This is a genomic window from Promicromonospora sp. MEB111, assembly GCF_030209445.1.
In the GTDB taxonomy this organism is placed as follows: domain Bacteria; phylum Actinomycetota; class Actinomycetes; order Actinomycetales; family Cellulomonadaceae; genus Promicromonospora.
The window spans coordinates 300607-314566 of sequence record NZ_JARVSD010000004.1 but is presented as its reverse complement, the minus strand read 5'-3'; the positions used below and the strand labels follow the sequence as shown (position 1 = coordinate 314566).

Here is a 13960-nt window from a genome sequence, read left to right as displayed (position 1 = left end):
ATCCAAAAACAACCCCCACCGATCCCGACCACACCACCATGCTGGTGATACGACCCGAAACATGAGAGTCAAATAATTGGCATTGACTATCAAGCACACTGTTGAGTTCTCAAACAACCGACGCACACCGTCAGAGCCGCGACCTTTTCGTTCGCTTCCCTGTCCGGGGCAGTTCCTCAAACTTACCAGGCCCTTTCGGACTTTTCCAAATCCCCGCCGGCCGCAGTGGCCGGGAGAATTCTTCGAGCAACCGAAGGAATTCTGATCCCATTTTTCGCCGACCATTCAAAGTACGAAACCTTGATGATCTGCAGAGGAAGGGAACCATCCGAAGTGGACCGCGGTGCGAACCGCGCCATCCCCGTTCGGAGGCAACCTCTGTAACTTACCCTACCACGCTCCCTGGCGCAAGCATCCTGGTCAGGATCACTGCAACGAGGCGCCTGTCGGCAAGCCCAACCCAGAACCGAAGCGCACAAAGCCACCTCGAAGATCTGGAGTGGTTCCCGCCCCGGGACCGGCCAGTCACGCTCTTCGCGCTCCCTGTCCGTCTCTCCCTGCCGGGCGAACAACCGGAACAGTACACAGCGATCGGTGTCCACGCAAAATCAGCGTGCGCGCGACGTGCGCGGCGGTGCGCGGGGCCCGTGTCACCGACGTCACCGGCGGCGACACGGGCGCCCGCACACGCGGAACCGGCGTCACTCCACGGTGACGGACTTCGCCAGGTTCCGCGGCTTGTCCACGTCGTGCCCCAGGGAGAGCGCCGCGTGGTAGGCCAGCAGCTGCAGCGGCACGGTCAGGAGCAGCGGGTCGAGCTCCCGCTCGTTGCGCGGCACGTCGATGCGCTCGGCCCGCAGCTCGCCCAGGTCCACGCCTTCGTGCGTGACGACCACGAGGGGGCCACCGCGCGCGGCGATCTCGTGCAGGGCGGCCACGTTCCGGTCGGTCAGCTCGTCGTCGGGCACGATCGCGACCGTCGGCACCTCGGGCGAGATGAGCGCCAGCGGTCCGTGCTTCAGCTCGGACATCTGGTACGCCTCGGCGTGCCGGTAGCTGATCTCCTTGAACTTCTGCGCGCCCTCGCGCGCCACCGGGTATCCCCGCACCCGGCCCACGAAGAACAGGCTCTCGGCCACGGCGAGCGCCTTCGCGGCCTGCGCGATCCGCTCCTCGCCGTCGAGCACCTGCTCGATCTGAGCCGGCAGGCTCTGCAGCCCGGCCACGAGGCGGCGCCCGTCCGCGACCGAGAGGTCGCGCACCCGCCCGAGCTGGAGGGCCAGCAGGGCGAAGCCCACGAACATCGTGGTGAGCGCCTTGGTGGAGGCGACCGCGATCTCGGGGCCCGCGTGCAGGTAGATCCCGCCGTCGCAGGCCCGGGCGATCGCGGAGCCGACGACGTTGACCAGGCCGATGACGCGGCCGCCCTTGCGCTTGATCTCCTCGACCGCGAGCAGCGTGTCGATGGTCTCGCCGGACTGGCTCACCGCCACGTACAGGGTGTCGGGCTCGATGACGGGGTCGCGGTAGCGGAACTCGCTGGCGGCCTCGGCGTCGGCGGGGACGCGGGCCAGCTCCTCGACGAGCGACGCGCCCATCTGTCCCACGTAGTACGCCGAGCCGCAGCCCAGGATCTTGACGCGGCGGACGGCGCGCAGGGCGCGGGCGTCCATCTCGAGCCCGCCCAGGTGGGCCGTCGCGAACCGCTCGTCCAGCCGGCCGCGCAGCGCGCGCTCCACGCTGGCCGGCTGCTCCAGCATCTCCGTGTACATGCGCGGGCGGCCGTCGATCTGGCCGTGCTCGTAGGCGCTGGGGTCGACGTCGACCTCGCGCGCCGTGGTCTGCGTGCGCGTCAGGTCCCGGCGGAACGTGGTGAAACCCGCCGCCGTGACGGTGGCCAGCTCGCCGTCGGCCAGGTGCGCCACCGTGGTGGTGTGGCGCACGAGGGCGGCCAGGTCGGAGGCCACGAACATCTCCTTCTCCCCCACGCCGACCAGCAGGGGGCTGCCGTTGCGCGCCACCACCACCCGGTCCGGGAAGTCCGCGTGGACGACGGCAAGCCCGTAGGTGCCCTCGACGGCGTCGAGCGCGTCGATCACCTTGCCCTCCAGCGTGTCCGCGGCGGACAGGGCGACGAGGTGGGCGAACACCTCCGTGTCGGTGTCGCTCGCGAGCTCCACGCCCTGGCCGGTGAGCCGGGCGCGCAGTGCGGCGGCGTTGTCGATGATGCCGTTGTGCACCACCGCGACCGTGCCGGTCGCGTCCGTGTGCGGGTGGGCGTTCACGTCGGTCGCGGGGCCGTGGGTCGCCCACCGGGTGTGGCCGATCCCCACGCGTCCGGTCATCCGCTTGGGCAGCACCTCGGCGAGGTCCCGGACCCGGCCGGCACGCTTGGTGACCTTCAGCTGGGAGCCGACGACGGCGACGCCCGCCGAGTCGTACCCCCGGTGCTCCAGCCGGCCGAGGGCCTCGACGAGCAGGGGGGCGGCGTTCTGGCCGCCGACGTAACCGACGATTCCACACATGATGGTGCTCCTTCAGGGGTACGGAGGGGCGGGCGGCGTGGCCCGCGGGAGGCGCCGGCTCAGCCGTAGATCATCCGGCGCAGCTGTCGCTCGCTGAGCTGCGGTGCCGCGACGACCCGCTGCTCCAGCTCGGCGGCGATGCGCGCGAAGATCTCGGGGTTCTTCGCGCCGTGGGTCTTCAGCTCGGCGTGCCGGCGCCGGACGACGTCCTCCACCGGTTCGGCGAAGTACGCGACGACGTCGCCGACCACGCGCGCCGCCTCGGCGGGCGTGAGTCCGGTGGTCGCCGCCACCTGGGCGACGAGATCGGGAGACGTCCTCATGCCGCTGAGCGTGGCCCATCCGGGCGGGTAACGACAACTTCTTGCCCGGAATCGGGCAAGATCTGGCTTCGCAGGAGACCAGAGGCGGGCGAAAAGTGTCCGGGCAGACGAAACGGCGGCCGCCCGCTGGTGAGCGGGCGGCCGCCGTCGTGCTCCGGACGTGCCGGTGGAGCGGCCGGGTGGGACCGTCGGTCAGGAGGTCACTCCGAGGCGGCGACCGCCAGGGTCTTCTTGCCCCGGCGCAGCACCGCGTACCGCCCGTGGAGCAGGTCCTCGCCGGCGAGCGCGGCGTCGTCCGACGTCACCTTCACGTTGTTCACGTAGGCGCCGCCCTCCGCGATCGCGCGCCGCGCGGCGCCCTTGGACGCCACGAGCCCCGAGCCCACCAGCAGGTCGGCGACCAGGTCGCCGGCCTTGGCCGTCACGCGCGGCAGCTCGGCCACCGCACCCGCGAGCGTCCGGGCGTCGAGGTCGTCGAGCGAGCCGCGGCCGAACAGCGCCTGGCTCGCCGCGATGACCGCCTCGGTCGCCCCGGCGCCGTGCACCAGGGTGGTCACGTCACCCGCGAGCGCCTTCTGGGCCTCCCGCGCGAACGGCCGCTCGGCCACCTCGCGCTCGAGCTCCGCGATCTCCTCGCGCGACCGGAACGTGAACACCTTGAGGTAGTTCACGACGTCGGCGTCGGCCTGGTTGAGCCAGAACTGGTAGAAGGCGTAGGGGCTGGTCATCTCCGGGTCGAGCCAGATGGAGCCGCCCTCGGACTTGCCGAACTTGGTCCCGTCGGCCTTGGTGATGAGCGGCGTGGTGAGCGCGTGCGCGCTCACGCCCTCGGCCTTGCGGATCAGCTCGACGCCGGCCAGCAGGTTGCCCCACTGGTCGTTGCCGCCGAGCTGCAGGGTGATGCCGTGCCGCCGGTACAGCTCGCGGTAGTCCATGCCCTGCAGTACCTGGTAGCTGAACTCGGTGAAGCTGATGCCCTCGTCCGAGGCGAGCCGCCTGGCCACGATGTCCTTGGACAGCATGGTGCCCATCCGGAAGTGCTTGCCGATGTCGCGCAGGAACTCGATCGCGGACATCGGGGCGGTCCAGTCGAGGTTGTTCACCATGCGCGCGGCGTTGGCGCCCTCGAAGGACAGGTGCGGCTCGATCTGGGCGCGGATGCGCTCCACCCAGCCGGCGACCACCTCGGGCGAGTTGAGCGTGCGCTCGCCCGAGTCGCGGGGGTCGCCGATGAGGCCCGTCGCGCCGCCGACCAGCAGGTAGGGCCGGTGGCCGGCGTCCTGCAGCCTGCGTGCCGTGAGGATCTGGACGAGGTTGCCGATGTGCAGCGACGGGGCCGTGGGGTCGAAGCCCACGTAATAGTCCACGGTGCCCTCCGACAGTGCAGAACGCAGCGCGGCCTCGTCGGTGGACTGTGCCACCAGGCCTCGCCATTGCAGCTCGTCGAGGATGTCGGTCACCGTGGGTGCTCCTTGCTTTCGTGGGACTTCTTGGTGGCGCGCGGCCCGGGCGGGCCGCTCGCCGGGCTCGTCGTGGGCCCGCACGTCATAGTCTGCCCGACGGCGGCGCGGGGCTCGCCCTCATTCCATCCCGCTGCGTTCCGTCCCGCTGCGCTCGCGCGCCTCCGGGCTCACGGGCGTGAACAGGTTCACCAGGGTGCCGTCGGGGTCGCGGACGAGCAGCGAGCGGTTGCCCCACGGCATGGTGGTCGGCGGGGTCACGGTCTCGACCGTGTCGCCGAGCCCGGCGAACAGGGCGTCCACGTCGTCGACGAGGAACTCCACGATCGCCGTGCGATTGGCCGCCGGGGCCGCGGAGCCGGGGCCGAAGAGCTGGACCGTCCGCGTGCTGCCGATGGCGAGGGTGCCCCGGTCGGTGCGCAGCTCGGCGAAGTCGGGCGACGGCCGCTGCGCCGCGGTGCCGGTGACGCGTTCGTAGAAGGCCGTCAGCCGGTCGACGTCGTCGGTGATGAGGCGTACGGAGGCGAGGGTGGCGTGGTGCATGGCGGTGGACCTCCAGGTCACGGGCCACGGTCTCTCCGTGGCCCGCGACCAGCCTCCGCCCGCCGCGCGACACCCCTGTGTCGGTGTTTCCCCGTCTGTGTCTCCGCGGTGGACCGCGGAGCGCGCGGTCAGCCCAGGAACGTCAGGGTGCGCAGGTCACCGTCGGGCACCTGGACGTCCTCCGGCCGGACCACCCGCCGGGGTGCGCGCTCGCTGGTGGCCGTGACCCGGTCGACGCGGTCGAGGCGGAAGGCGCGGATCCCGTCGCGCAGCCGGCACCAGGCCAGCAGGTACCACGCCGTGGACGACCCGACGAAGCCGAGCGGCTCGACGTCGCGCGTGGTCGCGGCGCCCGCCCGGTCGGTGTACCGCAGGCGCAGGACGCGGCGTGCTGAGATCGCGTCGGTGAGGACGGCGGGGACCGGTGGCACCTGCGGCGGCGCCCCGAGGAGGTGCACGCGTCCGGCGAGGTCGTGAGCGGCGGTCGCGTCGTCGTCCCGCATGGCCGCGAGGATCTTGCGGAGCGCCGTCGCGCCCGCGCCCGCGAACGGCGTCCCGGCCAGGCCGCCGAGCGCGACGGCGACGGCGACCGCCTCGTCGGGGCTGAAGTTCACCGGCGGGAGCGTCCGTGCGCGGTCGAGGCAGTAGCCCCCGGTACGGCCCGGCTCGGCCCAGACGGGCACACCGGTCTGCTGCAGCGCGCTGATGTCGCGCTCGATGGTCCGCCGGCTGACCTCGAACCGATCTGCCAGCCACGACGCGCTCCGCGGACGCGGCGAGACGGCCCGCAGCTCCTCGACGATCGCGTACATGCGGTCGGTCCGGTTCACCCCGCGAGCCTATGCGGCGTGGGACGGGACCCACCTTCTTCCCAATCCAACGATTATCGATTACTCTCCCCGAGACGTCACTCCACAGTCGTAGGCCGTACGCCCAGGCCAACGCACAGCACCCCCTGGAACGCTGCGGCAACCCGAGAGGATCAACGATGATCAAGCACCGCACCCTGGCGAGCGTGGGCACGCTCACGGCGGCCGCCCTCACCCTCGCCGGCGCCGAGGGCGTGGCCGCCGCCCCGCCCCGGCTGCTGACCGCGGGCGACGCGCCCGACGTCGTGCAGTCGATGCCGCCCACGGTCGACCTGGCGCCCGAGCTGGTGGACCTGTCGCAGTACGACTGGGCGACCGGCGGCCCCCTGGCCGACCAGTACTCGATCGACGGCAAGTACTACATGGCCGGCATCGGGTTCCAGCTGCAGAGCCTGTGGTTCTACAACAAGACCGCCTTCGAGGAGGCGGGCATCACCGAGACGCCGGGCACCGTGGAGGAGCTCACCGCCGCGCTCGGCAAGCTCAAGGACGCCGGCTGGACCCCGATCCAGACGGGCGGCGACTGGATGACCAGCCACTCCCTGCAGGCGGCGGCGCGGTACCCGCTGCGGGTCGCGGGGGTCGAGGCCGTCGTGGTGGGGGCGCGCACCCCGGCCGAGGTCGACGTCTTCGCCGACGCCGCGGCGGCCGACGTGCCCGAGGACCTGTGGGCCGCGCTCGACGCCGCGCGGTCCGCACCGGCACCGGCATGAGCGCGGGCCTCTCCTCGGGCGGGGCGGTTCCGGACGGGATCGTCGACGCGCACGTGCACCTCTGGGACACCGGCGCGATGCGGATCTCCTGGTTCGCCGAGCGCCTGGGCCTGCCGCGGCGCGTCGGCCCGGACGACCTGGCCCGCGCTACGGCGACGTCCCCGGTACCCGTGCGCGCCGCCGTCGCCGTCCAGGCCGCGGACACCGAGGGCGAGGCACGCTGGCTCGCCGCCCGGGCCGCCGGGCACGGCCCGTTGCCCGGGCCGGTGGTGCTCCAGTACGACACCCGCCCCGGCGGCCCCGCCGCCTGGGCAGGCATGGCCCAACCGCTCCTCGACGACGGCGTACCCGTCGCCGGCGTCCGGCTCGCCGTGCCGGGCGGGGCCGCCGACCTGTCCGACGTCGCCGGGCTGGACGCCCTGTGCGCCGGGCTCGCCGGCACCGGCCGGGTGCTGGAGACGCTCGTGCGCCCCGAGCAGCTCCCCGCCGTCGCGGCCCTGGCCGACCGCCACCCGGCGCTCGACGTCGTCGTCTGCCACCTGGGTCTCGGTACGGGGGCGCCCGACGGGGCGTGGCGCGCCGCGCTGGCGGACGTCGCCGCGCGGCCGCGCGTGCACGCCAAGCTCTCCGGCCTCCACACGGCGGGCCCGGCCGACGCCGGCCGGGTCGCACTGATCGCCCGCGCCGCCGTCGACCTGCTCGGGCCGGAGCGTCTGCTGTTCGGCAGCGACTGGCCGATGTCCGCCCGGGTCGCGCCGTACGCGGAGGTCGTCGGGCGCACCGCCCGCGCGCTCCCCCGGCTCGACGACGCCGCGGTGTCGGCCCTGTGGTCAGGTACCGCCGCGCGCCTCTACGGGATCACCGGTTGACGGGAGCGCCCGGCCGGGCGCTGCACCGCACCATCACGATCGCGACGTCGTCGTCGGCCGTGACGGAGAGCATGCCGCTCAGGGCCGTCTCGACGACGGTCCCCAGGTCCGCGGTCTGCGTTCCCTCGAGCACCTCGGCGAGCTTGTCCAGGCGGGCGCGCAGGCGGTCGTCCCGCGTCTCGATCAGGCCGTCGGTGTAGAGCACCAGCGTGTCACCAGGCCGGAGGTCGGTCACGTGGTCGCGGCGCAGGGTCCCCGGATCCATGCCGAGCAGCAGGTCGTTGCGGATCCGCAGGACCTCCGTCGTGCCGTCGGCCCGGACCAGGATCGGTGGCAGGTGACCCGCGCTGGACCAGCGCACCGTGCGGGCCTCGTCCCCGCCCGGCCGGGCCGGCCGCTCGACGCACGCCACCAGTGCGGTGGCCGTGGCGGAGCTTCCCAGGGCTAGGCCGTCGATGGCGGCGTCGACCCGCTCCAGCACCCGTGCGGGCGTCTCCTGGCTGTCGTACCCGATGGCCCGCACGAGCGACCTGATCTGCCCCATCGCCACGGCGGCGTCCAGGTCGTGCCCGATCACGTCGCCGATCACCACGGTGGTCGCGCCGTCGCGCCGCGTGAACGCGTCGTACCAGTCGCCGCCGATGTTCCGCTCGACGGCGGCGGGCTGGTAGTGCACGACCACCTCCAGGTCGTCCAGCCGCGGCGGGTCGGTCAGCACGGCCCGCTGCAGCGCCAGGGACACCTCGGAGGCCCGGGCCCGCTCCTCCTCGGAGTGCACGGCCCTCAGCCGCAGCGCGTCGTCCTGCACCCGGCGGCGGACGACGTCGCGCAGCGCGGAGGTGACCGTGGTCGACAGGACCACCATGAAGCGGGCATGGTCCGCGTCCCACGGCCGTGCCGCGGTGCCGCGCAGGACGAGCGCGGCGATGACGCCGCTGCCCTGGCCGGACCGCACGGGCTTGACCACCGTGCCCGGGACCACCTGACGCCGACCGGAGCGCAGTGCCCGGACGACCAGGCGCAGCTCGCTGGGCTCCGGCTCGTCCCCGGCCTCCAGGACCACCTCGGGACCGCTCGCGGCGTAGAGGGCGACCCGGGCGACGTCCGGGCTCGCCGCCAGCAGGCCGATCACGGGCTGGGCGAAGGTCCGCAGGTCGGTGAACGTGCCGGGCAGGACGCCGTGCACCTCACCCAGCAGGGCCAGCCGCCGCTGGTTCACGACCGCGCGCGTGGTCTCGGTCGCGATGTCCAGCACGCCCACGACGCGCCCGTCGTCGTCCAGCAGCGGGCTGTAGGAGAAGGTGAAGTAGGTCTCCTCGGCGTACCCCGACCGGTTCATCAGCAGGTACAGGTCCTCGTTGAGCGTCGGCCTCCCCGTGGCCAGCACCGTGTCGAACAGCGGACCGATGTCGTCCCAGATCTCGGCCCACACGACCCGGGCCGACGCACCCAGTGCGGCGGGGTGCTTGGCCGTGCCGAGCATGTCCCGGTAGCCGTCGTTGTAGATCAGCGTCAGGTCCGGGCCCCAGACCATCATCACGGGGAACCGCGTGGAGAAGCACAGCCGCACGGCATGCCGCAGGGACTCCGGCCACGTGCTGGGCGGACCGAGCGGCGTGGCCTCCCACGCGACGGTCCGGGCCTCGTGGCCGACGGCGCTGCGTGCCGTCGCCTCCTCGAACCACCCCGATCTCACATGCGAATCGTAACGAGGATGCCTCGCCGGGCTAGCCTTCGGAGGGGGTGAGCCCGGCTTGTCCTGTTTTGCTCTGGAGGCCGTCGGCGTCGGCGTCGAGCAGGGTCCCCGCGGCGTGTGCCTCGAAGAGGGCCGAGGCCGCGTCTGCGTCGCCGCCGTCGAGGACGTCGAGCAGGCTGCGGTGCCAGTCGGCCACCTGGTGCCAGTCGCCGGTGAACTCGGGGTCGCCGAGCAGGTGCATCGAGCGCAGGCTCGGCTCGATGATGTCCCACATGCGCGGCAGGTAGGTGTTGCCGCTGGCCTCGATGACCGCGCGGTGGAACCCGAAGTCGAGCTCGCGGAACGCGGGCAGGTCCTGCGCGTCGACCGTGCCGTGCATGGCGACGATGAACTCCTCGAGCCGCGCCCGGGTCTCGGCCGTGAGCCGCCCGCAGGCGAGCCGGCCCGCGAGCGCCTCCAGCGCCACGCGGGCCTGCTTGGCCTGCTGGGCCTCCTCGTCGGAGTGCTTGGTCACGAAGTTGCCCTGGTGCCGCACGTGCGTCACCAGGCCCTCGTGCGCGAGCTGCTTGAGCGCGTCGCGCACGGGGGCCTGGCTCACGCGCAGGCGGCGGGCCAGCTGTGACTCCACGAGCTGCTCGCCCGGGGCCAGCTGCGACGACTTGATCATCGACTTGACCAGGTCGTAGATCTGGTCGGACAGCAGCCCGCGCTCGAGGCCCGAGATCCCGCTCAACGCATCAGTCATCCGCCCAGCCTAGCGACATTATCGACAATCGTTTGTGCACCGGAGCGGTAGGCCGCGAGCCAGGCGTCGGCGATGATTCGTGACCCCGCGGGCGTGGGGTGCACGCCGTCGGGGGCGAGGGCGACGGCGCCCTCCGTCCCGCCGAGCGCGTCCGCAGCGGCCGTGAGCAGGGAGTGCAGGGGCACCAGCGCGGCGCCCGCCTGCTCCGCCAGGCGTGCGACGACCGCCCGCTTGCCCGCGAGGTCGCCGAGCCAGTCGCGCTGCTCCGGCCGCACCGGCAGGAGGAACGGCTCCACGAGAACCAGGCGCGGGCTGCCGGGCACCCGGTCCAGGAGCCGCAGGTAGGTGGCCTCGAAGTCCTCGGCGCTCGTGGGGTCGTCGTTGTCGTAGCGGCGCCACGTGTCGTTGACCCCCACGTACACGCTGAGCACGTCGGGCGCGGTGCCGGCGACGTCGCGTTCCCAGCGGGCCTCCAGGTCGACGGCACGGTCGCCGCCTATGCCGACGTTGCGCACCTGGGCGCCGGGCAGGTCGGCCGCGACGAGGCTGACGTAGCCGTCGCCGAGCGACCCGGCGTCCGCGCGGTCACGGCCGGCGTCGGTGATCGAGTCCCCGACGAAGACGAGTCGTTCGGCGGCCTGTCCGGTGGTGATACCGCTGCTGGTCATGAAGCACTCCCTCGTGTGACGAACGGGTCCGACGGTACCGGGCATCGCTCCCGCTGCCAGCCGCGGGTCGAGGACGACCCGCAGTCCGTGACCATCACCGAAGAGGTCGGAGCACTCGCAATGAAGCGACATCTGTCAGCCCTGCTCGCCGCCGCCGTCGCCACGTGCGTCGTCGGCGCGACTACCACCGGCCCGGCCGCCACGGCCGCCCCGCAGCAGACCGGGGCCCAGCACGCGTCAGCCACCACCACCACCGACAAGGGGAACGACAAGCGCCCCGGGAAGGGCCACGGCAAGCCGGGCAAGCCCGGCAAGCCCGGCAAGGGCCCGCACGCGCCGGGCGCGCAGGGCACGATCTACCTCGCCCCGGACGGCGACGACGGCGCCGCCGGTACGAGGACCACACCCCTGGCCACGCTGGAGGCGGCGCGTGACGCCATCCGCGCGCTCCGGACGGCCGGCAACCTCCCGGCCGACGGCGTGACCGTCTACCTGCGGGAGGGCACGTACGAGCGCTCGGCGTCGTTCACCCTCGGCGCCGAGGACTCGGGTACCGCCGCCGCGCCCGTCACCTACCGCTCCTACCCGGGCGAGACCGCCACGATCTCCGGCGGCAAGGAGCTGCCCTACGACGGCTTCTCCCCCGTGACCGAGCAGGCCGTGCTCGACCGTGTGATCGAGACGTCGGCCCGCGACGACATCCTCCAGATCGACGTCTTCATGATCGACGTCTTCCCCAACACGATGATCGAGCCGAACTCGACGCACGAGGTCACCTTCGGCGCCGTGGACGTCGCGGGCGGCATCCGCGTGGTGCTGCGCGTGGACGGCGAGCCGGTGTGGCGCTACCTCGACGACACGGCGAACAACCCGCTGGCGGCCCCGGGCTACTTCACGGCCTACCGCCAGGGCCCGGCGGGCGAGATGAGCATCTTCTGACCGATGTGTCAGACGCTCAGATCCCTGGAGGGATCTGAGCGTCTGACACGTCCTGCTAGGAGAGGGAGGTGAAGGTGTGGGTCTGCCGGCCCAGGCTCTCGATCTCCAGGGTGACCTCGTCGCCGTCCCGCAGGTACGGGAAGCGTCCCGAGAGGGCGACGCCCTCGGGCGTGCCCGTGCAGATCAGGTCGCCCGGCTCCAGCGCCATGTACTGCGACAGGTGGTGCACGATCGCGGCGACGTCGAAGATCATGTCGGCCGTCGACGAGTCCTGCCGCGGCTCCCCGTTCACGAAGGAGCGCAGCCGCAGCCCGCCCGGGTCCACCTCGTCGGCCGGCACGAGCGCCGGGCCGGTGGGCAGGAACCCCGGGCCGCACTTGCCCTTGGACCACTGGCCCAGGGAGTCGTCGAGCTGCCACGCCCGCTCGCTGACGTCGTCCACCACGGTGTAGCCCGCGACGTGCTCGCGCGCGGCCTCGACGGACGGCAGGTAGCTCGCGCGCCGGCCGATCACGACCGCCAGCTCCACCTCCCAGTCCACCTTCTCGGCGCCGGGCGGCAGCGGCACGGCGTCGTCCGGCCCGGCCACGGTGTTGGGGTGCTTGAAGAAGATGATCGGCAGGAGCGGCGGCTCCGCGCCGGACTCGCGCGCGTGCGCGGCGTAGTTCTGCCCGATGCAGACGACGGCGGCGGGCCGCGCGATCGGCGCCCCGCGGCGCAGCGCGTCGGCGCCGTCGAGCACGGGCAGCTCCCCCGCGGCCAGGGCGGTCCGGGTGCGCGCCACGCCGTCGGCGGCGAGGAACGCGCCGTCGACGTCGGCGGTCAGCGGGCGCAGGTCGTAGGTGACGCCGTCAGAGGTGACGGCGGGGATCTCCTGGCCGGCGGGGCCCAGGCGGAGCAGGTGCATCGTGTCCTCGTTCTCGGATCGGGTGGGCGGTCACGTTCAGGACTGCTCGGGCGGGCGGACGCGCAGCTCGTGCATGCCGCCGTCGACCGCGAGCGCCGTGCCCGTGGTCGCGGTGGCGAGCGGGCTGGCGAGGTAGCAGACGGCGTGGGCGACGGCCTCGGGGCTCACGAGGCGGCCGGTGGGCTGACGCGCCTCGAGGGCGGCGCGCTCGGCGTCGGGGTCCGCGGCGGCGTCGAGCAGGCGGCCCACCCAGGGCGTGTCAACGGTGCCGGGGTTCACGCAGGTCACACGGATGCCCTCGCGCACGTGGTCGGCGGCCATCGCGAGCGTGAGGGCCTGCACGGCGCCCTTGCTGGCGGAGTACAGGGCGCGCTGCGGCAGCCCGGTCCACGAGGCGATCGACGCCGTGTTGACCACCGCGGCGTGCTCGGACTCGCGCAGGTACGGCAGCGCGGCGCGGGTGACGCGCACGATGCCGAGCACGTTCACGTCCAGCACGCGCAGCCACTCGGCGTCGTCGTTGTCGGCGACGGTGCCCTGGGCGCCGATGCCGGCGTTGTTGACGACGACGTCGATGCCGCCCAGTCGCTGGGCGGCGGCCTCGACCGCGGCGCGGACGCCGGCGTCGTCGGTCACGTCGGCGACCTCGCCGTGGGCGCCCTCGGGCACGCCGTCGGACGCGCGGTCGATCGAGACGACCTGGGCGCCGCGCCGCAGCAGGGCGGTCACGACGGCGGCGCCGATGCCGGACGCCCTCCCGTGACGATGGCGCGGACGCCGTCGAACTCAAGGGATGTGGTCACGGGTACTCCTCCTGGGAAGCGGCTGCGATGGCGATTCATCCAATCTATAGCACCGATCCGGCCGGAACCGAAGGGGCAGATCACCCATCGGACCCGATAGGAGGGACCCGCTCGGAGCGATACGTCATACCTCTCCCCCGCTCCGGAACCATCCACTCGACGAGGAGTGCTCCGCCATGTCCCAGCCGGTCCAGCCCGCCCCACCGTCGCACCCGGCCGGGCCTGGTTCACCGAGGCCAGGTTCGGCCTGTTCGTGCACGTCGGGCTCTACTCGGCCGCCGCCCGGCACGAGTGGGTGCTGAACAACGAGCGGCAGACCGCCGAGCACTACGCGCGCTACGCCGAGGTGTTCGATCCCGACCTGTTCGACGCCCGCGCGATCGCCCGCGCCGCCAAGGACGCCGGGATGCGGTACGTGGTGCTGACCACCAAGCACCACGACGGCTTCGCCCTGTGGGACTCCGCCGTGAGCGACTACACCATCGCGCGCACGCGCGGCCGCGACCTGGTCGGGGAGCTGGCAGAGGCCGTGCGGGCCGAGGCTCTCGCGCCAGGGCTGCCGCCCGGCGTCGTGCTCACGCAGCGGGCCGACCGGCTGTACCTGCACCTGTTCGCGTGGCCGTTCGCGCACGTGCACCTGCGCGGGCTGGCCGACCGGGTCCGGTACGCACAGCTCCTGCACGACGGCTCCGAGCTGCGTGCCACCCGCGCCGACCCGGACCAGAAGGCGTGGAACACCACGCCCGGCGGGCAGCCGCCCGGCACCCTCACGCTGCACCTGCCCACGGCGCGGCCCGACGTCGCCGTGCCGGTGGTCGAGCTGTTCCTGCGATGAGTTCGGTGGCGCCGCGTCGTCGGACGTGGCATGGAAACGAAAAACCATCGGCGAACCGCTGCGGC

Annotated in this window: 13 protein-coding genes and 1 pseudogene; 4 read left to right on the top strand and 10 right to left on the bottom strand. The window is 72.9% G+C overall.

Going from position 1 to position 13960, the window contains the following annotated elements; genetic code table 11:
- Positions 1-701: 701 nt before the first annotated feature.
- The 5 genes from glmS to QRN56_RS04980 all read right to left on the bottom strand — a co-directional run bounded on the left by glmS (position 702) and on the right by QRN56_RS04980 (position 5681).
- On the bottom strand, positions 702-2525 hold the full coding sequence (gene glmS, locus QRN56_RS05000; protein WP_285101661.1) for a glutamine--fructose-6-phosphate transaminase (isomerizing): 1824 nt from the start codon (positions 2523-2525) through the stop codon (positions 702-704).
- 59 nt (positions 2526-2584) lie between these two features.
- Positions 2585-2848, bottom strand: a complete 264-nt coding sequence (locus QRN56_RS04995) for a hypothetical protein (RefSeq protein WP_285101660.1) — start codon at positions 2846-2848, stop codon at positions 2585-2587.
- A 200-nt stretch (positions 2849-3048) separates the two neighbouring features.
- Complete coding sequence (tyrS, locus tag QRN56_RS04990; protein WP_285101659.1) at positions 3049-4308, bottom strand: tyrosine--tRNA ligase; 1260 nt, start codon at positions 4306-4308, stop codon at positions 3049-3051.
- A gap of 120 nt (positions 4309-4428) precedes the next feature.
- Positions 4429-4851: a VOC family protein gene (locus QRN56_RS04985; RefSeq protein WP_285101658.1), complete on the bottom strand. Its 423-nt coding sequence runs from the start codon at positions 4849-4851 to the stop codon at positions 4429-4431.
- 128 nt (positions 4852-4979) lie between these two features.
- Entirely contained in the window at positions 4980-5681 is a 702-nt protein-coding gene (locus QRN56_RS04980; protein WP_285101657.1) for a helix-turn-helix transcriptional regulator, read from the bottom strand.
- 158 nt (positions 5682-5839) lie between these two features.
- Here QRN56_RS04980 and QRN56_RS04975 point away from each other — a divergent pair, with 158 nt between their 5' ends.
- Both QRN56_RS04975 and QRN56_RS04970 read left to right on the top strand, forming a co-directional pair.
- The gene (locus tag QRN56_RS04975; RefSeq protein WP_285101656.1) at positions 5840-6433 is read left to right on the top strand and encodes an extracellular solute-binding protein; all 594 of its coding nucleotides are present in this window, start codon (positions 5840-5842) and stop codon (positions 6431-6433) included.
- Positions 6430-7302, top strand: coding sequence for an amidohydrolase family protein (locus QRN56_RS04970; RefSeq protein ID WP_285101655.1), 873 nt, complete (start codon positions 6430-6432; stop codon positions 7300-7302). The genes QRN56_RS04975 and QRN56_RS04970 overlap by 4 nt, the downstream gene beginning before the upstream one ends.
- On the opposite strand, the gene QRN56_RS04965 is transcribed toward QRN56_RS04970, so the two are convergent.
- The 3 genes from QRN56_RS04965 to QRN56_RS04955 are packed head-to-tail and all read right to left on the bottom strand — an operon-like array spanning position 7292 to position 10411.
- Complete coding sequence (locus QRN56_RS04965) at positions 7292-8998, bottom strand: SpoIIE family protein phosphatase (RefSeq protein WP_285101654.1); 1707 nt, start codon at positions 8996-8998, stop codon at positions 7292-7294. The two genes, QRN56_RS04970 and QRN56_RS04965, sit on opposite strands and share 11 nt — an antisense overlap.
- Before the next feature lie 31 nt (positions 8999-9029).
- A complete protein-coding gene (locus QRN56_RS04960) occupies positions 9030-9743 on the bottom strand; it encodes a GntR family transcriptional regulator (protein ID WP_285101653.1) in 714 nt (237 codons plus the stop codon).
- On the bottom strand, positions 9740-10411 hold the full coding sequence (locus QRN56_RS04955; protein ID WP_285101652.1) for an SGNH/GDSL hydrolase family protein: 672 nt from the start codon (positions 10409-10411) through the stop codon (positions 9740-9742). Before QRN56_RS04955 ends, QRN56_RS04960 begins: the two co-directional genes overlap by 4 nt.
- 120 nt (positions 10412-10531) lie before the next feature.
- Here QRN56_RS04955 and QRN56_RS04950 point away from each other — a divergent pair, with 120 nt between their 5' ends.
- A complete protein-coding gene (locus tag QRN56_RS04950; protein WP_285101651.1) occupies positions 10532-11350 on the top strand; it encodes a hypothetical protein in 819 nt (272 codons plus the stop codon).
- A 55-nt stretch (positions 11351-11405) separates the two neighbouring features.
- Here the strand turns inward: QRN56_RS04950 and QRN56_RS04945 are convergent, their stop codons facing one another.
- Positions 11406-12257, bottom strand: a complete 852-nt coding sequence (locus QRN56_RS04945) for a fumarylacetoacetate hydrolase family protein (RefSeq protein WP_285101650.1) — start codon at positions 12255-12257, stop codon at positions 11406-11408.
- A 36-nt stretch (positions 12258-12293) separates the two neighbouring features.
- Positions 12294-13099: pseudogene (locus QRN56_RS04940) on the bottom strand (SDR family NAD(P)-dependent oxidoreductase).
- A gap of 127 nt (positions 13100-13226) precedes the next feature.
- Here QRN56_RS04940 and QRN56_RS04935 point away from each other — a divergent pair.
- Positions 13227-13895: an alpha-L-fucosidase gene (locus tag QRN56_RS04935; protein ID WP_285101649.1), complete on the top strand. Its 669-nt coding sequence runs from the start codon at positions 13227-13229 to the stop codon at positions 13893-13895.
- Positions 13896-13960 lie beyond the last annotated feature (65 nt).

What these genes read in the sequence shown, in the direction of transcription:
- glmS (WP_285101661.1), bottom strand. Translation starts at nt 2,525, where the DNA reads ATGTGTGGAATCGTCGGTTACGTCGGCGGCCAGAACGCCGCCCCCCTG.
- QRN56_RS04995 (WP_285101660.1), bottom strand. Translation starts at nt 2,848, where the DNA reads ATGAGGACGTCTCCCGATCTCGTCGCCCAGGTGGCGGCGACCACCGGA.
- QRN56_RS04985 (WP_285101658.1), bottom strand. Translation starts at nt 4,851, where the DNA reads ATGCACCACGCCACCCTCGCCTCCGTACGCCTCATCACCGACGACGTC.
- QRN56_RS04975 (WP_285101656.1), top strand. Translation starts at nt 5,840, where the DNA reads ATGATCAAGCACCGCACCCTGGCGAGCGTGGGCACGCTCACGGCGGCC.
- QRN56_RS04970 (WP_285101655.1), top strand. Translation starts at nt 6,430, where the DNA reads ATGAGCGCGGGCCTCTCCTCGGGCGGGGCGGTTCCGGACGGGATCGTC.
- QRN56_RS04960 (WP_285101653.1), bottom strand. Translation starts at nt 9,743, where the DNA reads ATGACTGATGCGTTGAGCGGGATCTCGGGCCTCGAGCGCGGGCTGCTG.
- QRN56_RS04955 (WP_285101652.1), bottom strand. Translation starts at nt 10,411, where the DNA reads ATGACCAGCAGCGGTATCACCACCGGACAGGCCGCCGAACGACTCGTC.
- QRN56_RS04950 (WP_285101651.1), top strand. Translation starts at nt 10,532, where the DNA reads ATGAAGCGACATCTGTCAGCCCTGCTCGCCGCCGCCGTCGCCACGTGC.
- QRN56_RS04945 (WP_285101650.1), bottom strand. Translation starts at nt 12,257, where the DNA reads ATGCACCTGCTCCGCCTGGGCCCCGCCGGCCAGGAGATCCCCGCCGTC.